At 53.0% G+C, this 19,106-nt stretch carries 14 protein-coding genes; 7 read left to right on the top strand and 7 right to left on the bottom strand.

Annotated features, from left to right (window positions below; translation table 11 throughout):
* Window positions 1-128: 128 nt before the first annotated feature.
* A complete protein-coding gene (locus AB8809_RS01665) occupies window positions 129-1,844 on the top strand; it encodes a GNAT family N-acyltransferase (RefSeq protein WP_320702098.1) in 1,716 nt (571 codons plus the stop codon).
* Window positions 1,845-2,139: 295 nt separating this feature from the next.
* The gene (locus tag AB8809_RS01660) at window positions 2,140-3,807 is read left to right on the top strand and encodes a methyl-accepting chemotaxis protein (protein ID WP_349856633.1); all 1,668 of its coding nucleotides are present in this window, start codon (window positions 2,140-2,142) and stop codon (window positions 3,805-3,807) included.
* A gap of 92 nt (window positions 3,808-3,899) precedes the next feature.
* Here the strand turns inward: AB8809_RS01660 and AB8809_RS01655 are convergent, their stop codons facing one another.
* Window positions 3,900-5,183: a citrate synthase gene (locus AB8809_RS01655; RefSeq protein ID WP_181847932.1), complete on the bottom strand. Its 1,284-nt coding sequence runs from the start codon at window positions 5,181-5,183 to the stop codon at window positions 3,900-3,902.
* A gap of 397 nt (window positions 5,184-5,580) precedes the next feature.
* On the opposite strand from AB8809_RS01655, the gene AB8809_RS01650 reads away from it, so the two are divergent.
* The 5 genes from AB8809_RS01650 (at window position 5,581) to AB8809_RS01630 (ending at window position 12,679) form a co-directional block, all read left to right on the top strand.
* Window positions 5,581-7,914: a Tex family protein gene (locus AB8809_RS01650; protein ID WP_336869633.1), complete on the top strand. Its 2,334-nt coding sequence runs from the start codon at window positions 5,581-5,583 to the stop codon at window positions 7,912-7,914.
* 228 nt (window positions 7,915-8,142) lie between these two features.
* The gene (locus AB8809_RS01645; RefSeq protein ID WP_015842010.1) at window positions 8,143-8,931 is read left to right on the top strand and encodes an IclR family transcriptional regulator; all 789 of its coding nucleotides are present in this window, start codon (window positions 8,143-8,145) and stop codon (window positions 8,929-8,931) included.
* A 593-nt stretch (window positions 8,932-9,524) separates the two neighbouring features.
* Entirely contained in the window at window positions 9,525-10,481 is a 957-nt protein-coding gene (kdgT, locus tag AB8809_RS01640) for a 2-keto-3-deoxygluconate transporter (protein ID WP_349856634.1), read from the top strand.
* A 12-nt stretch (window positions 10,482-10,493) separates the two neighbouring features.
* Entirely contained in the window at window positions 10,494-11,330 is an 837-nt protein-coding gene (kduI, locus tag AB8809_RS01635; protein WP_015842012.1) for a 5-dehydro-4-deoxy-D-glucuronate isomerase, read from the top strand.
* Window positions 11,331-11,629: 299 nt separating this feature from the next.
* Complete coding sequence (locus AB8809_RS01630; protein WP_015842013.1) at window positions 11,630-12,679, top strand: asparaginase; 1,050 nt, start codon at window positions 11,630-11,632, stop codon at window positions 12,677-12,679.
* 139 nt (window positions 12,680-12,818) lie between these two features.
* Here the strand turns inward: AB8809_RS01630 and AB8809_RS01625 are convergent, their stop codons facing one another.
* From AB8809_RS01625 to AB8809_RS01600, 6 genes are all read right to left on the bottom strand, one after another.
* Entirely contained in the window at window positions 12,819-14,231 is a 1,413-nt protein-coding gene (locus AB8809_RS01625; protein ID WP_349856635.1) for an FtsX-like permease family protein, read from the bottom strand.
* Entirely contained in the window at window positions 14,228-14,920 is a 693-nt protein-coding gene (locus AB8809_RS01620; protein WP_015842015.1) for an ABC transporter ATP-binding protein, read from the bottom strand. Before AB8809_RS01620 ends, AB8809_RS01625 begins: the two co-directional genes overlap by 4 nt.
* Before the next feature lie 8 nt (window positions 14,921-14,928).
* Complete coding sequence (locus AB8809_RS01615; RefSeq protein ID WP_015842016.1) at window positions 14,929-15,408, bottom strand: hypothetical protein; 480 nt, start codon at window positions 15,406-15,408, stop codon at window positions 14,929-14,931.
* A gap of 12 nt (window positions 15,409-15,420) precedes the next feature.
* A complete protein-coding gene (locus AB8809_RS01610) occupies window positions 15,421-17,166 on the bottom strand; it encodes an alkaline phosphatase (RefSeq protein WP_015842017.1) in 1,746 nt (581 codons plus the stop codon).
* 124 nt (window positions 17,167-17,290) lie between these two features.
* On the bottom strand, window positions 17,291-18,274 hold the full coding sequence (locus AB8809_RS01605) for a helix-turn-helix domain-containing protein (RefSeq protein WP_349856636.1): 984 nt from the start codon (window positions 18,272-18,274) through the stop codon (window positions 17,291-17,293).
* 106 nt (window positions 18,275-18,380) lie between these two features.
* Window positions 18,381-18,995, bottom strand: a complete 615-nt coding sequence (locus AB8809_RS01600) for a LysE family translocator (RefSeq protein WP_349856637.1) — start codon at window positions 18,993-18,995, stop codon at window positions 18,381-18,383.
* Between the last annotated feature and the right edge of the window lie 111 nt (window positions 18,996-19,106).

The following is a 19,106-nucleotide window of genomic DNA, read 5'->3' as shown; positions in this document are numbered from 1 at the left end:
ATTTCCACGTATAAAAATCACACGTTCATTACACAGATTTACAATTTTGGCTAATAATCTATCAACAGACATAAATATGTCATTTCTATCCCGTACTTTTAGCCACGGAGAGCTACGGAGAACGATTTATGTTTAGCTTAGACGCCATTCTGCAAGATCTTGCCCCGCATCGCCATACGCCACCCTGGCAGAAAACGGTTTTACGTTCTCTGCTATTTGAAAATGAAATGCAGCAATTTGCGCGGCGTTACCCGCATTTGAAAGGATTGGATCTGGTCGAGCAGATTCTTGATTACTTCAACTTCAATTGTGAAATGGTCGAAGGGGATTTAGAAAATATCCCCAGCCAGGGACCGGTGGTGCTGGTTGCCAACCACCCGATTGGCTCACTGGACGGTCTGGCGTTATTACGCACCGTCGCCAGCGTCAGGCCCGATGTTCGCATCGTCGCCAGCCAGCTACTCTCTTATGTCGCCCCGCTCAAAAATCTGTTTTTTTCCGTCGATAACTTCAATAACCGCACCAAACGCCAACAAATCAGCGCCATCCAGCAGCATCTGGAAGGCGACGGCGCTATCATCGTCTTCCCGGCGGGTGAAGTTTCACGCGCCAGCCTGCAAGGCATTCGCGACGGCCACTGGCATAACGGTTTTATCCGCATGGCGAGCAAAGCCCGTGCGCCTGTGGTCCCCATTCATATCAGCGGGCGTAACAGCGCGCTGTTCTATCTCTCGTCCATGGTTTACCGCCCGCTGTCTACCCTTTTGCTGGTGAGAGAGATGTTTGGTCAGCGTGACCAAACGCTCAAATTGCGTATCGGTGCCAGAATTCCCTATGCATCCTGGAGTCAGGGCGAGTGGAACGCCAACGATCTGGCGGCTCGTTTCCGGCGTCATGTTTATCGGTTGGGACAAGGAAAGCCCGGCTGCTTTTCCGGTGAAAAACCCATTGCACTGGCCGAAGACCGCGTGCAGTTGAAGCGCGCACTGTCAGCATGCGAAACGCTGGGTACCACGCCGGATGGCAAAGTGGTCTATCTGTACCGTCGCGGTGAAGAGGATTACGTGCCGCTATTACGCGAACTTGGACGCCTGCGCGAAATCGCCTTCCGCGCCGTGGGCGAAGGCTCCGGCCAGCGCCGCGATCTGGACAGCTATGACGATGATTATCTGCATCTGATTCTGTGGGACGATCGCGAGCTGGAGATTGTTGGGGCGTATCGCTTTGTCTCGACGGCAAGCCTGATCGCCGAAAAAGGGAAAAGCGGCCTCTATAGTCACAGCCTGTTTCAGTACGGCGACGAAATGGATCCGATACTGGCATCAGGCATTGAGCTGGGACGCAGTTTCATTCAGCCCAAATACTGGGGTAAGCGCGGATTGGATTATCTCTGGCTAGGCATTGGTGCCTATCTGGCGCGTTACCCAGAACACCGCTATCTATTTGGCCCGGTGTCGCTTTCCGGTGCATTGCCGCCCCACGCACGCGATCTACTGGTGGCATTTTATCGTCTGCACTTCACGCCCGATCAGCCGCTGGCAACATCGCGCCGCCCCTATCCGGCCTCGCTGCCTGACGTGCTGAAACAGTTTGAAGGGACGGACTACCAGCAGGATCTCACGCGGTTGAAAAGCATGCTCAGTAACATGGGTTGCGCGATCCCCACACTCTACAAACAGTATTCGGAACTGTGTGAACCGGGAGGTGTGCGGTTTATCGACTTCGGCATCGACCCCGATTTCAATAACTGCATCGATGGTCTGGTGCTTGTCGACCTGCAACAGCTAAAAGAATCACGCTACCAGCGCTATATCGCCCCTTTTATCAGCGATAAAGCCTCTTGATTGACCGGTGCGTTAGCCTCTGAAGGGCTAACGCACCACGCTTCCCCGCGCATTTTGTCTCTCAGATCACACATTTCATACGAAATCCCGCTTGCCGTAATTTACGTGATCAACTGAACGCTTTTCCTGCCGATATTAAAGATATTCTTATCTATATGTTTTTGAGCGCGGGAGTGGCCGATGTATCCCGAAAATGCGAAACATAGCTATAATACCTTGTCATTACTTGCATCGGTTACGATAGCAAGCCCTCTCCGTTATACCTTCATAGCATGTCAAAAAATTAAGGATGTTTATGAATATGCTGAACAGAATCAAACTCGGCAAGATGCTGGGTATGGGATTTTCTCTGGTTATCATCATCTGCCTGATAGTGGCATTCTTCGGACGACTCCAACTGGTTGGGCTGGGTAACGACATCGACCGCCTTTCCGGCACCACGCTAGCGAATATGTTATTGATTCAGGAAGTGAAAGCCGGTTTTGACGCCAATGCTCGCCTGATACGTAACATTGCAATCAGCACTAACTCTGAGCAAATCAGGCAGGAAAAGCAGTTCGTCGATGAGCAAATCGCCCGTAATACCGCCAACCTGAAAAAGCTGGGACAGCAGTTGGATACCGAAGGCACCAGCGCGCTGCTGAAACAGTTTCAGGATACTCGCCCGCCGTACCTTGCGGCCTTTTTGAAAGCGATGGATCTGGTGCAATCCACCGATCCACAACTGCGTCTACAGGGTAACGCGATTATTCTCAATGAGATGCAGACAGCACAAAACGCGCTGTTCAAAGTGCTGGACGCGATGATGGCCTCACAGCAACAGGATACCAACGAGATTGTCAGCCACGCCAAGCATGGCGCACAGTCCGGCAGCGTCATCATGCTGGTCCTCTCCCTTGCCGCTACCGCGATGGCCGCCGTCGTAGCCTGGCTGATTACCCGCACGTTGAAAAACCAACTGGGTGGCGAACCGCTCTACGCGACCCACATTGCCCGACAGGTGGCCGATGGCGATCTGGCAGTCGATATCAACATCAAGCCGGACGACCACAGCAGCCTGTTAGCCACCATGCATCACATGAGTAATAACCTCGGTGATATCGTCGAGCAAGTGCGACAGAGCAGCGAAGCCATCGCTTCCGGTTCCAGCCAAATCGCCGCTGGCAGCGAGAATCTCAGCCAACGTACAGAAGAACAAGCTGCCAGCTTGCAGCAAACAGCAGCGTCTATGGAGCAGATGAGCCAGGCGATTCGTCAAAATGCGCATACCGTACGTAGCGTCACTCAACTTGCCAGCCAGGCCAGCGAAACGGCGACCAAGGGCGGCGAGGCGATCGGCGATATGGTCATTACCATGAAAGAGATCTCCGACAGCTCACACAAAATCCGCGACATTATTAGCGTCATTGACGGCATCGCTTTCCAGACCAACATTCTGGCGCTGAATGCGGCAGTCGAAGCCGCACGCGCAGGTGAACAGGGCCGCGGCTTCGCCGTGGTCGCTGGAGAAGTACGTTCGCTGGCACAGCGTTCCGCGTCTGCCGCCAAAGAAATCGCGGTGCTGATCAACACCAGCGTCGAAAAAGTGGAAGCGGGCAACCGTCTGGTTGAAGACACCGGCAGCACCATTGATAAGCTGGTACATCAGGCACGCAGCGTGGCAGATTTAATCAGCGAGATCGGGACAACAACGCAGGAGCAGGAATCCGGCATTTCGCAAATTCATGATGCGGTGAACCAGCTCGATCAAGTCACTCAGCAGAACGCGACGCTGGTGGAAGAATCCGCCAATGCGGCAACCAGCCTGCGCGAACAGTCATCGCATCTGGTGACGCTCATGAACCATTTCCACCTGCGCGGCACGCCAGCAACACGTCCGGCACCGACGGCGAAGAAAGTACAACCGGCCCGTTTAGCACTCGCACCGGTCGGCAACACACAGGATAACTGGGAAAAATTCTAGGCTTATCCCTGCCTGCCATCACCATGATGCCACAGCATAGGCATCATGGTGATCATCACATCATTGCTCTAATTGGAAACTTTTGGGAAATATCAGTCTTTTTTGGAAACGTAATCACGGCGCGGCTGTCCGGTATAAACCTGGCGCGGACGGTAAATGCTGATCTCTTCCTGCTTGTGCATCTCATCCCAATGCGCGATCCAACCAATCGTCCTACCGACGGTGGAAATCACCGTAAACATTGACGGTGGCAGCCCCATTGCTTTCAGAATAACCGACGTATAAAAATCGACGCTCGGGTAGAGTTTATTCTCCAGAAAATAGGCATCGGTCATGGCGATATGTTCCAGCTCCATCGCCACCTGCAACAGGCTGTCTTCCGTACCAAGTTCATTGAGTACTTCGTAACAGGTTTTACGCAGAATCGCCGCGCGGGGATCGAAATGCTGGTAGACAGAGTTGCCGAATCCCATCAGACGGAACGAATCACAGCGATCTTTCGCACGTCGTACGAACTCTGGAACCCGATCGACCGTTTTGATCTCTTCCAGCATGCGCATACAGGCTTCGTTCGCCCCACCGTGCAGCGGCCCCCACATTGATGCCAGACCGGCAGCAATACAGGCAAATGGATTCGCACCGGAAGAACCAGACGCTCTGACCGCCATCGTAGACGGGCATTGACCGTGATCGGCATGCAGAATCAGGATACGGTTCATCGCCCGTTCCAGCACCGGATTCACTTCATATTTTTCAGCCGGAATCGAAAACAGCATGTGCAGGAAGTTGCCGGTATAGGAGAGAGAATTACGCGGATAGACGGACGGCTGCTCAATGGAATATTTGTAGCACATCGCCGCCAGCGTCGGCATTTTCGACAGCAGCCGCACCGCCGCCAGCTCGCGGTGCTCCGCATTATGGATATCCAATACATCATGATAGAACGCAGCCAGCGCGCCCACCACCGCACACATCAGCGCCATCGGGTGAGAATCGCGACGAAAGCCACTGAACATACGGGAAATTTGCTCATGCACCAGCGTATGGCGGGTAATGTTGTCGGCAAATTTCGCATAGGCCTCCGCCGAAGGCGCTTCGCCATGCAGCAGGATGTAACAGACCTCAGTAAAGTCACACTGTTCAGCAAGCTGTTCGACAGGGAAACCCCGATGCAGCAGCACACTATTTACCGCATCAATATAGGTAATCGCCGACTCACACCCTGCCGTATTGGCAAAACCGGGATCATAGCTACACAGCCCGTGTTCACCGAGTGGGCGGATATCCACCGCCGTTTTCCCCAGCACGCCGGAACGCATTTCCAGCGTAATACTCGCCTGCCCTTCTGCCGTCAACGTGGACGTTCTGACTGTCATGAACCTTTCTCCTGCCCGATTAATCATGTTGTTCTCGTTCGCTCTCGCGGGCTTCTGGATAGATTATTCCGTGCTACACACCCTGATTAACGCGACGCTCAATACAAAACGGCACTCAATTGACCGTGAAACAAGCCAACGTATGTCATACGCTAAAATCGTGCGTGGATTGCAAGAATCTGACGGAATATTGATTTAGGTAAATTTTACCGCGCCTCTTTCCCCTTCACCGATCGTAATCCGGCGAACAGCGCCGTCATCGTCCCCGTATTCCAGACGGTGACGGCTGGCATTTTGCACGCTCAATCCGTATAACTGTCCTCACTTGTTTCACCCACGACTTATTTACTCCACTACTTTTTATTCCACTAATGTGATGACGACTGATATCAGACCTATGAATGATTCATTAAGCCACATCATCGCCAGCGAATTGCAGGCGCGTACGGAGCAGGTGGACGCCGCAGTCCGTCTGCTGGATGAAGGAAATACCGTCCCTTTTATCGCCCGTTACCGTAAAGAAGTGACCGGCGGGCTGGATGACACCCAGTTGCGCCAACTCGAAACGCGCCTCGGCTACCTGCGTGAACTGGAAGATCGACGCCAGACTATTCTGAAATCCATCGACGAGCAGGGAAAATTAACCCCACAGCTCGCGACTGCCATTAACGGCACGCTGAGCAAAACCGAGCTGGAAGATCTCTATCTGCCGTATAAACCGAAGCGCCGCACGCGTGGACAAATCGCGATTGAAGCCGGTCTGGAACCGCTGGCCGACGGCCTGTGGCAAGACCCGAGCCAGGATCCGGAGCTGACGGCACAGGCTTATGTCGATGCCGAGAAAGGCGTGGCAGACGTGAAAGCTGCACTGGATGGCGCACGTTACATCCTGATGGAGCGCTTTGCCGAAGACGCGACGCTGCTGGCAAAAGTGCGTAATTATCTGTGGAAAAATGCGCATCTGGTTTCCCGCGTCGTGGAAGGGAAAGAAGAAGAAGGCGCGAAGTTCCGCGACTATTTCGATCATCACGAACCGATTGCTCAGGTGCCTTCACACCGCGCACTGGCCATGTTCCGTGGACGCAATGAAGGCGTGCTGCAACTGGCGCTGAACGCCGATCCGCAACATGAAGAAGCGCCGCGTGAGAGCTACTGCGAACAGATTATTATCGACCACCTGAACCTGCGCTTGGGTAATGCGGCAGCGGACAGCTGGCGGCGCGCCGTGATTAGCTGGACGTGGCGCATTAAAGTCCTGCTGCACCTTGAAACCGAACTGATGGGCAGCGTGCGTGAAAAAGCCGAAGACGAAGCGATCAACGTCTTTGCCCGCAACATGCACGACCTGCTGATGGCCGCGCCGGCGGGCATGCGCGCCACGATGGGTCTCGATCCTGGCCTGCGTACTGGCGTAAAAGTTGCGGTGGTGGATGCCACTGGCAAGCTGGTCGCGACCGACACGATTTATCCACATACCGGTCAGGCGGCTAAAGCGGCGACGTCAGTGGCCGCGCTGTGCCGCAAATATCAGGTTGAGCTGGTGGCTATTGGCAACGGAACCGCCTCACGTGAAACCGAGCGTTTCTTCCTCGATACGCAGAAACAGTTCCCGGATATCAACGCACAGAAAGTGATCGTCAGTGAAGCAGGCGCGTCGGTGTACTCCGCGTCCGAGCTGGCTGCGCTGGAATTCCCCGATTTGGATGTGTCGCTGCGCGGTGCCGTGTCCATCGCCCGTCGTTTGCAGGATCCGCTAGCGGAGCTGGTGAAGATCGATCCGAAATCCATCGGCGTTGGTCAGTATCAGCATGACGTGAGCCAAAGCCTGCTGGCGAAGAAACTGGATGCAGTGGTCGAAGACTGCGTAAACGCCGTCGGCGTTGATCTGAACACCGCCTCCGTCGCGCTGCTGACACGTGTTGCAGGGCTGACGCGTATGATGGCGCAAAATATTGTGACCTGGCGTGATGAGAACGGCCGCTTCCACAACCGTGAACAGTTGCTGAAAGTCAGCCGTCTGGGGCCAAAAGCCTTTGAGCAATGCGCGGGCTTCCTGCGTATTAACCACGGTGATAACCCGCTGGATGCCTCAACCGTTCACCCGGAAGCCTATCCGGTCGTAGAACGCATTCTGGCCGCGACCGAACAGGCATTGCAGGCGCTGATGGGGAATCCAAACGCGCTGCGTAACCTGAAACCGGCAGATTTCACCGATGAGCGTTTCGGCGTACCGACGGTGACCGACATCATCAAAGAGCTGGAGAAACCAGGCCGCGATCCGCGCCCTGAGTTCAAAACCGCCAGCTTCGCCGAGGGCGTCGAAACCTTAAACGATCTGCTGCCGGGTATGATTCTGGAAGGTGCGGTCACCAACGTCACCAACTTTGGCGCGTTTGTGGATATCGGCGTTCATCAGGACGGGTTGGTACACATTTCATCACTGGCCGATCATTTCGTTGATGACCCGCACAAGGTCGTGAAAGCGGGCGACATCGTGAAAGTGAAAGTGATGGAAGTGGACCTGCAACGCAAGCGCATCGCGCTGACCATGCGCCTTGATGAGCAACCGGGTGAGACGTCATCACGCCGTGGCGGTGGCACAGCTCGCGGTGATAACAACGCCTCACCGCGTCAGTCGACAGGCAAATCACGTCCTCGTCCAGCGAATACACCGGCTACAGGTAATAGCGCGATGGGTGATGCGTTAGCCGCCGCCTTTAAAAAACGTTAATCCTCGTTCTTCTACTACTTAAGACATTCCTGACCTTGTAAAAATAAGGTCAGGAATATTTCCCGCCAAAATATCGCTATTTTGTTTCCCTAATAAAACTACGTTTCATTTATATTGAAATATTCAACCATTTCACGGTTATTTTGTGATCTGCATCTAGGTAAATAAATTACCGTTGCGTTATTATTGTTCTATATAGGAAACCATAGTTTTATATATAGAACAATCATGAATATATTCCAACAGCTCGAACACAGTAAAGCGCCTGCAGCCGTCCGTTTAGTGATGGTTCTTGACTACATAGCCAAACGCGACGAAGCCAGCTTCACTGAGATCTGTACTGATTTATCTATCCCGAAAAGCAGCGTACATCATCTATTGGAAGTGCTGGTGGTCACGCAACTGCTGCGTCAGCGTGCCGACGGGCGTTATGTTTTAGGATTGAGACTGTTTGAGTTGGGCGGTTTGGTCATAAAGAATATCGATCTGCGTAAAGACACCATTAACTTTATGCATGAATTAGTTAAAGAGACGGAATTAACCTGCCATCTCGGTATTTTGGACGGCGATAACGGTTTCTTCCTGAGTAAAGTGGAATCTCCCAAGGCTATTGTAAAAACATCCTGGGAAGGTAAGAAAATTGTTTTTAACCGTATGTCTCTGGGAAAAGTGTTATTAGCCTGGCTGCCACAGGAAAGAATTGAATCGCTCATTGCCGATTGTACCTTCGAGTATCTGACACCCCGGACGATTACCAATAAAGAAGCGTTCCTACAGCACCTGAAAATCGTCAAAGAACAGGGCTGGGCCATAGATGACGGCGAAGATATAGAAGAAATCTGCTGCATGGCCGCGCCGATTTTTAATCAAAACGGTGAAGTGATTGCCGCCATCGGCGTTAACGGTATGCAATCACAATATGCGAATGGAAAAAAAGAGAAGCATCTGGCAAGCCTGATTAAAACCAGCAAAGCAATTACCGCTCATATTAATAGCCGGAATATTGATATCAGATAATTTATTGCTCAAGAACAGCCATATACCCTAAATAATTCGAGTTTCAGGACAAAAACGGCAAAGCGTTTTTGAACAGCGCTTGCGCTGGCCCCGAAGGGGTGAGGCCTAGGCCGAATAACGCGGCAAGAGAAGGAATCCCGATGAGCTTACTCAGGTAAGTGATTCGGGTGACAAATCTGCCGGGAGCAGATTTGAACGCTGCTTGCAGCGGCCCTTCAGGGCGAGGCCCACGACGGGCCGAGTATTTGAACGCGGCCAACGCACATGCAACTTGAAGTATGACGGGTATAGTCAATTTTACTGAGTGACGTATTGAACGTCATTCAGTAATCGTCACGACATAAAAACTGTAAGCGCGAATTACGCATTACGGAAAGGCCATCTATACCTGAAAAATGGCTAATTACATAATTATCAGAAAAACGAAGAGTATTCATTATCAATTTAATAATAAGGGTAACCATCTTCACTATTTAATGGAATCGGGTAATAACCGCTTAGATTTTATTTACATATATTAGTTTATATCAAACATCTTTCTGCTTTCACTGAAAGCGGGTTGAACATGCTTTTATCTTCTAATGAGGTCTTTTATGAAAATCAAACAAGCTATTGATAAAATCCCAGGGGGATTAATGCTGGTGCCGCTCTTTTTGGGCGCACTCTGTAATACCTTTACGCCAGGCGCGGGGAAATATTTAGGGTCTTTCAGCAACGGCCTGATTACCGGCACGATCCCCATTCTGGCGGTCTGGTTTTTCTGTATGGGCGCGTCCATTGAACTTAAAGCAACGGGAACAATGTTGAAAAAATCAGGCGTTCTGGTGATAACCAAACTCGCCACCGCCTGGGTTGTCGCGCTGATCGTAGGCACGTTCCTGCCGGGGGATGGCATCCAAAACGGCTTGCTGGCCGGGATCTCCGTGTTGGCGCTGGTCGCGGCAATGGACATGACAAACGGTGGTTTGTATGCCGCATTGATGAACCAATACGGTTCGAAAGAAGAAGCAGGCGCGTTCGTGCTGATGTCTCTGGAATCCGGCCCGTTAATGACTATGGTTATTCTGGGGGCCAGCGGTATCGCGACCTTTGAACCTCAGCTATTTGTCGGTGCCGTCCTGCCTTTCCTGATTGGCTTTACGCTAGGTAACCTGGACCCGGATCTGAGAAAACTGTTCGGTAACTCAGTACAAACTCTGATTCCTTTCTTTGCCTTTGCGTTGGGTAATACCATTAATTTAGCGGTGATCCTCCAAACAGGCTTCGCAGGAATCTTCCTCGGCGTATTGGTGATTGTTGTCACCGGCATTCCATTGATTATCGCCGATAAATTTATCGGCGGCGGTAATGGTACCGCAGGTGTGGCCGCATCCAGCAGCGCGGGTGCCGCCGTCGCCACGCCTTTGCTCATCGCGAATATGGCGCCGGAATTCGCACCGGTCGCTCAACAGGCGACAGCGTTAGTCGCAACCAGCGTCATCGTGACGTCAGTATTGGTGCCCGTCATCACGGCATTATGGGCAAAACGCTTTTCACCTAAACACGCATAAGAAGGTAGCAAAATGGACGTACGACAAAGTGTACACAGTGAACATGCGAAAACGCTTGATACCACTGAACTGAGAAAGAAATTTCTGATTGAGAAGATATTTACGCCAAACCAGTACACCATGACTTACAGCCATATCGACCGTATTGTGGTGGGCGGAATCATGCCAGTAGATGGCGAGATCACGTTTGATGACGGCATCGGTAAGCAATTTGGCGTGAACTATTTTCTTGAGCGGCGCGAGCTGGGGCTGATCAATATTGGCGGCCCGGCCAACATCGTTATCGACGGCACAAGCTACCAGGTTGGCCATGAGGAAGCGCTCTATGTCGGAAAAGGCGCCAAAGCCTTGGCATTCAGCAGCCTGGACAAAGCCAAACCGGCAAAACTGTATTATAACAGCGCACCGGCGCATGCCGTTTACCCGACACGCATCATTACGCAGGATGATGCGATCAAAGCCCCGTTGGGAGACGTCAAAACCTGCAACAAACGGACGATTTGCAAGTATCTGGTGCCGGAAGTGGTGGAAACCTGTCAACTGAGCATGGGATTAACGCGTCTGGCGGAAGGCAGCAACTGGAATTCCATGCCGACACATACTCATGAACGCAGAATGGAAGTGTACTTCTATTTTGACATGGCGGAAGACACCATTATTTTCCATATGATGGGTGAACCGCATGAAACGCGTCATCTGGTGCTGCATAACGAACAGGCGGTGATCTCCCCCAGTTGGTCGATTCACACTGGCGTCGGTACGAAAAACTACGCCTTTATCTGGGGCATGATCGGCGAAAACCTGACGTTTGACGATATGGACCATATCGCGATGCTGGATTTACGCTAATCCTCTCTGGCATCACGAGAACAAAACGCAACAGGGTGAACCACATTTCACCCTGTTTTTTATACAGCGTCGGTAAGACATCGAATGACGTCATTCAAGATTATCGGCACAGGTTCCCCTCTCATCCCATTCACTGCCAGCGTGCTCACCATTGCAGTGCAATACAGCCGCCAGCGCCCCACGCTGTGCACCAAAGTAAAGACTCTCCGTGATTAATTAGCTTGGTAATAGATGAATAAGCATTGGTATAGAAGTTGCTTTTGTTCTTACTTTCCAATGACAAAAACAAGGACCTGCCAATGCAACTCTCATTCATCGCTCGCACCATCACCGCCGCTTGCCTGATGTTATCATCCCATGTACTGCTGGCCGATGACGCCAAACCTGGCGTTACGATATACGCAACGGGGGGGACCATCGCCGGAAAGGCAGAATCTAATACGGATACGACAGGCTATAAGGCGGGCGCGATCGGCATTCAGGAACTGCTGAACGCTGTACCCACTATTGGCGATGTCGCGACGGTAACCGGTGAGCAAATCGCCAACACCGCCAGCGGAAATATCGATCAGGCTATTCTGTTGAAGCTATCCAAAGCGATTAACAAACAGTTAAGCGACGCAAACACACACGGCGTCGTTGTGACTCACGGCACCGATACGTTGGAAGAGACGGCGTTCTTTTTGGATCTGACGGTAAAAAGTGAGAAACCGGTGGTGATCGTTGGCGCAATGCGTCCCGCCACCGCCATCAGTGCGGACGGTTCCATGAACCTGCTGGAAGCCGTCACGCTGGCGACCAGCAAGAACGCGGAAAAACGCGGCGCGATGGTGCTGCTCAACGACCGCATCGGTTCCGCTTTCTATACCACCAAAACCAATGCCACGTCGCTGGACACGTTCAAAGCCAATGAACAAGGCTATCTCGGTGCCTTCTACGGCGGCGTTCCACGCTTCTTCTACCAGCCAGCCGCTCCCGAAAACAAACCGTTCTTTGACGTAAGTAATAAGGAAGCGCTGGCGAAGGTCGACATTCTGTACAGCTATCAGGATCAAGACAGCGGCCTGCTGAATGCCGCGATTGAACAGGGCGCAAAAGGGATCATCATCGCGGGTAGCGGTAACGGTTCTACGCCAACGCGCATCAAAGAAGACATCAAGAAAGCGGTAGCTAAAGGTATTCCGGTGGTGATCAGCACACGCACCGGCAACGGCTATGTAACGGATAAGAAGAAAGACGGTGCTATCGGCAGTGGATTCTACAACCCGCAGAAAGCCCGCATTCTGCTCTCTCTGGCGTTGTCTAACGGCGACGATATCGAGAAAATCCGCAGCTATTTCGAGCAGTAATCACAGGGTTAGACGCTAAGAATAAAGTATCCCGCAGTGTGAGTCTGTCGGAATACCTTTTCAAAACAATGAATTATTTTCACTATGGATGTCGATGTGTGCCGTCATTTCCGGCGGCGCACACCGTTATTCACCACATTTATTCCCCACGCAGCGCCGTAGCAGGAGACTGACGGTAGGACAACATCGCCGGAATCGTCAGGACAACAGCAGCAACCAGCAACAGGAGCAGGACGAAATGGATGTCTTCCCATTCCAGCGTTACCGGCAGGACAAAGCCGCTTTTTTCGCTCATGACCACTGCAATTGCGCGGGCAGCAAGGTAGCCCAGACCAACCCCCAGCAGCACGCCGACGCTCACCAGCGACATCAGCCCGCTCCAAATCAGCGTGAAAATGCCGTAACGCGGCGCGCCAAAGGCACGCAGTGCGCCAATCTGCTTCTGTCGCTGCCGCAGGTGGATCACCGCCACCATCGCCACTGCGACGCCCACCAGTCCCTGCGTCCCCAGCGAGATATAGGTCAGCAGTTCACGAATATCGCCCAGCATCGAGTAGAGCTTCACCAGCACTTCACCGGGGAACACCGCCAGCGTCGTGTTGCTGCGATACAGCGAACGCAGTTGATAAGCACCTGCGATCGTTTTCGGCTTAACCACGATAGCAGGCAACCCCGCCTGATGTGCGTGCCCGTGCGCTGCTTCCTCGCCATGCTCGTCGGCATGTGAAGTCGTTACCGGTTGAGCGGCATCAGCATGATGATCATCACTTACAGCACCTTCCGCAGGATGGGCTTCGTTGTGATGTTCATCAGCGTGCTGTTCGCCGTCCGCCTGCGCGGTTTCATCATGCGCATGGCCGTCATGTTCACCTTCGTGCTCATGAGTACCCTGATCGTCATGGTCATCATGGTGCGCATCGTCCGCGCCGTGTGGTGGATGGATACCGTGTACTCGCCATACCGCGTTCACCGGCACCAGAATCGCTTTATCCCACGCGCTGCCGTCGGCAGGCAGTACGCCGACCACGGTGTAGATAACATCATCGTGCGCGTGCGCCCCTTCTGTTCCCACCTGACCATGAATCGGGCTAAATGTACTCCCCACCGTCAGCCCCGTTTGCGCGCCTACCACGGCCTCAAAACCGTCGTTAAATACACGTCCGGCGGTGAGCTGCCGCTTACCGTTATCCGTGACCAGCGGCGGCGTGGTGCCGACAATCGGCATCCCCTGATAGAAATCACCAAACGCAACCGGAGCCGCCCAGGCAACCAGCGGGTTCTTTTCCAAATCGGTCAGCACCTGCGCGGGAATCAACGTCAGCGCAGACGGTTGCAGGAACACGGACGACAGCACCAGTTGCGTTTCGCTCCCCGGCGCACCAATCACCAGATCGAAACGATCTGCGGCTTTGGCACTGCCCATGCGCAGCGCTCTTTCCTGCAAACTCACCGAAATACTTAACGCTGTCGCCATCGCGATCAGTAATACCACGACCAGCACACCCGGCCAGAGCCGACGCCAGTCGACCCAAATAAGACGCCATGGAATCATGTACGATCCTCCTGATACGGCGTGTCCGCCACGAGGCGTCCTTTTTCCAGTTGAATACAGCGCGACATTTGCGAAGCCAAACGCGCATCGTGCGTAATCGCGATAAGCGTGGCGCGACTCTCACGCGCCAGCGTCACCAGCAGATCGGCAATCTGCTCACCGCTGTGCGCGTCCAGGCTCGCCGTGGGCTCATCGGCGACGATGATGTCGGGCTGGCTGAGCAGCGCTCTTGCGACGGCAACCCGCTGCTTCTCGCCACGTGATAGCACTTCAATCGGACGTTTCGCGGTATTCAGCCCCACCTGTGCCAGCAAATCCGCCGCCCGCTGCCTGAGCGACGCGGGTATCCGCCAGTGGTGAAACTGCGCAGGCAGTAAGACATTTTCCAGCGCATTCAGGCCGGGAAAAAGGTGGAAATCCTGCATCACCAGCCCGATATGCTGCGCCCGCCAGCGGTCGCGTTCCGCTTCGTTCATCTGCCAGATATCTTGCTTTTCCCACTGCACATGACCCGTTCCACTGTGATCCATCCCGGTGATGGCATTCACCAGCGTGGTTTTACCGGAACCGGAAGGCCCCATCACCGCGACCCGTTCGCCAGAACGAATCGACAGCGCAGGAATATCCAGCACGGCCTCGGACGTATCGGGGAAGGTCACACTCAGGTGTTGAATCAATAACTCCGCCATCAGCGCTCCTAAAGGGTATCGAACGTGGCTTCACGCAGTCGCAGCAGGCTGACAAAACCCGTTTCAGGATCGGTCCACGATCCATGCTCCAGCACACCTTCCACCTCAATCATGGTGTTGTTCTGTACGAAGGTCTGACGCTTGGCGAGATAGACGACGACGATATCTTCAGGCCAGTCCGCATCAGACGAGCAGAAGGGGCACAGCGCCATCGGCATTTTGGTTAAGACAAAGAACTGTGACTCCGCCTTGAGCGGCGGTGCCATGAAGCCGCGCATCTTTACCCGTTTACCGGAGAGCGCTTTGACGTCATTGGAGAATTCCAGACCCAGCACGCCATAAGAGGCGTACAGCTTATCGAAGGAGAGTTCAGACTGCGCGGCTTGCACCGGGGCGATACCACCGAGGAGGAGGAGCACCAGCACCGCACGCAGCCAGGAGAATAAAAGCGGGGTTGCCCCCGCTTTGCTGCATTTCGCATTATTCATAGCGTCGTAGGATTACTTTTTGTCCTGCGGTTTCACCGCAAGCGCGTCCACAATGACCCGGAACAGGTCGGTGTTTTCCATGTAACCACGGATACGTTCTGCACCTGGGCCGCTAGCCTGAATCACCATATCGTCAACAGCATGAACGCCGGTATCGGAAGAACGTGGCAGGATCCCTTCACGGAATACCGCACCCGGCACTTTCTCGTAGGCTTTGTTGGCAACGTATTCATCTTTTTCGTTCTTGATAGCAGGAACGAACTGGCCATCCAGCTTCGGACGGAACGTTTCGTAATAGTCTGGGTAGTTGTTGAAGAATACAGCCAGACGCTTGGAAACGTTCAGGTCATCCGGGTAGCCGTCTTTGTTGGCGTCTTTATAGTTCGGATAGCCTGCATCTTCATACACACCGACTTTCTCACGCATCTCGGTGCCCGGCTTGCTGTCATCTACCGTACCGATGATAGACAGGCCATGTGTATGGTCGCCCGTTACGATAATCATCGTATCTGGGTTTTTCTCCACGAACTTCTTAGCGATCGCGACAGACTGATCCAGCATGATGGTGTTAGTAAACGCGCGCTCCCAATCCAGCGGGTGAGAGGCTTTGTCGATCAGCGCGGATTCTACCATCAGGAAGAAACCGTCTTTGTTTTTGGACAGCACATCCAGCGCCGCCTGTGTCATTTCAGTCAGGTCAGGCTGATTAGGGAATTTCTTGGCAACGTCATTTTTCAGGAAACGACGATCCATCACACCATCCATATTGCCGGTGTGGAACAGTCCCAGCAGTTTGGTGGCCTGTGACGCGTTTTTCTTCAGAGAATCCGCATCGGTAACCAGTGAGTAACCCGCCTGCTGGAATTTCTCAACGTAGTTGGTTTCGTCTTTACGCTTTGAACCCGGCGTGCTTTTCGGCAGGAAGTAAGCAGAACCGCCACCCAGCATGACCGTAGGCTGCACGTTGTAGAACATTTCAACGATTTCAGCTTTATCCGCACGGCGGCGAGTGTGGGAAACCACCGCGGCTGGCGTAGCATCCTGAAGTTCAGCATCGCTGACGACGCCGACAGACATTTTGGTAGAACGGGTCAGCAGCTCACCCAGCGTTTCTTGCTTCGGGTGATCCAGTGAATTTTTGCTACGGCTGACGTACACACCCAGCGCATTCACACCGGATTTATGACCGGTCATGTAAGCACTCATGGTGTTGGCGCTATCGGCCGCGATGGAGTCGGTACTGGAAGTACCGCCAAACGCCATATATTGCAGATCATCAATCGCCAGACGACCATCCGCTTTCCCTTCCGTCACCCCTTTGGACAGGATGCGCGCGCCGGTGCGGTGCGCAACGGACAGGCCATCGCCGATGAACAGAATCACGTTCTTGGCTTTACGCGTACCGGACGCGGAATAAACGTCCCAGCTCACCTGTGTTTTTTTGCCTTTAGCTTCTGCTTCGACGACATATTTGCCTGCTTCTGGCAGGTTTACGTCTCGCAGCCAGATCGTGGAGGCGTTGCCGCCGTCTTCACGCTCAACAAACGAGGCCGTTTTGCCCAGCACCTGCTGGTAATCTTTGCCGTTGATCAGAATGCGGATATCTTCCGGCTTGAGTACTTCATCAAACTCGACTTTAAAATCGAATTTCCCGCCCGCCAACATGGTGGCACGGTCAATGGGATAAATGGCCTGAGCCTGCACCATTCCTGGCAGCGCAGCAGAAATCAGTAAAGGCAGTAACCAGCGAGCTTTCATTGTTATGTCCTTGGTTGCGTAGTTTAGCAGGACATAACGTAGTTACCTTTTTTTACAGTTTGATGAATTTCACCATAAATTATTGCATCTACATCTATTTTCAATAACAAATGCAATCTGGCTGTTACGTTTCAAATGTATTCTCCCGACGCCACTTTCCGGGCGCCAGCCCCAGATGCTGCCGGAAAATGCGGCTCAGATGGCTGGGATCGGAAAAACCGGTATCTGCCGCAATTTGGGACAAGGTGCGGGAAGTCCGCAGCATCAGCCAACAGGCCTGAGCGATCTTCATGTCCATGTACGTCTGCTGGATGGTACGGCCAATGTGCTTTTGCAGCGATCTATCCAGCTGTCTCCGCGACAGGCCGCTGCGCTGGGCAATCTCTTCAGAAGTTAGCCCGCTTGCCAGACTCTGGCGCATGATAGTCAGCGCCCGTCGTACCGACGTCGGCGCGCCCTCAAGCTCAGGGCTGTTCCATGTCAGGCTGGACGGCGGAACAAACCCACCGACCAACATATCTGACAACCCCTTGATAGCCCGTTCTCTCCCCAGTTTTTTTTCCAGCAGAAAGGCGGCCAGCTCGATGGTGGCACTGCCGCCGGGGCAAGAATAGAGGTTTCCTTCCTCCATGACGTTCCTGTCCGTAACGGGGGTAATAGACGGAAACAGGGCTTTAAACTCACCAAAATGACGCCAGTGAACCAGAATGCGTTTGCCAGAAAACCCCGTCTTCGCGAGAAGAAAGGCGGCGTTATCGACACTCACAAGCGGGATCTTGCTGCGCCGGAGGTGCCGCAGCAAGGGGAGATACGAGGCGGTATCAGACATGACTTTGGCGGGTGTATTCCCACCGAAAATGACGAAATAATCACAGTTTCCAGCATGGATTTTCCGCGTTGAAACTGCGTCGTCTGGTACGAGTACGGCCCCACAGCTGGCTGTCACTGGCTGATTATCCAGCGCAGTCAGCGTCCAGGAGCAGTTCATCTGACGGCTATAGTCCTCCTCATCGCCAGAGAACCGTAGCTTGTCAAGAAACCCGCCGACCGACAGCAGGGAAAACCCCGGCATCAGCAGCAGAACAAATTTTACCTGGGGATCAGCCATTTTACGCCTGCTCAAAAAACGGATCGCGACAACGCAATCCAGACAGAGATAGCCCTATTTTAACGCTCAGCGAGGGAAAACGTCTTTTTCGCGCAAGACCCACCGTTTACGGCATAAACAGCACCAGCCCGCCAACCGTCATAAAGATGGCGCCACAGACCAGACTAAAGGCTTTGCCATGCACGACAAGGTAAGCCCGGAATCGTCCCGCCGTCAGGTTGATAGCCAGTTCAACCAGAAACTCCACAGCAGCAAAGGTGGCAACCATCACGACAAATTGCAGTAATGTATCATTTGTCGGATCGATAAATTGAGAGAGAAATGCCCCGAAGAATAAGAAGACTTTCGGATTCGCCCCTGCCGACGCAGCACCCTGAGTAAAAAGAGATAACCGATTTATCGATGCGGCCAATGGCGCAGACTCACCAATATTCAACGTCCTTAACCGCCACTGCCTGAAACCCAGCCAGATAAGATACATGCCGCCGGCAAATTTTAGGTAAGTCAGGAAAGAAGGGTACATGTTAAGCAACACGTCAATGCCAAACAGGGACACCGTCATCAACAGCGCGAAGGCCAGTATGCCGCCCAAAATGGTATACAGGGTGATAGCAGGCCCAAATCGAATACTGTGCGTGATGACCAGTAGCGCATTCGGCCCAGGGGTCAGAGCAAGGCCACAACAGGCAAGCGCAAAGTAAAACCATACATGAATATCCATAACCTCTCCTCTTTTACAGAGGTATTAGAGCGAACTGTTCAGCGTGAAGAAATGAACAGTTCGGACTAAATCGTGTTGTTTATGGACACTCAGTAAGCCACCATCTGACGA

Origin of the sequence: Pectobacterium aroidearum, from assembly GCF_041228105.1 — a bacterium.
Taxonomy (GTDB): Bacteria; Pseudomonadota; Gammaproteobacteria; order Enterobacterales; family Enterobacteriaceae; genus Pectobacterium; species Pectobacterium aroidearum.
This window is presented reverse-complemented; position numbering and strand designations above follow the sequence as displayed.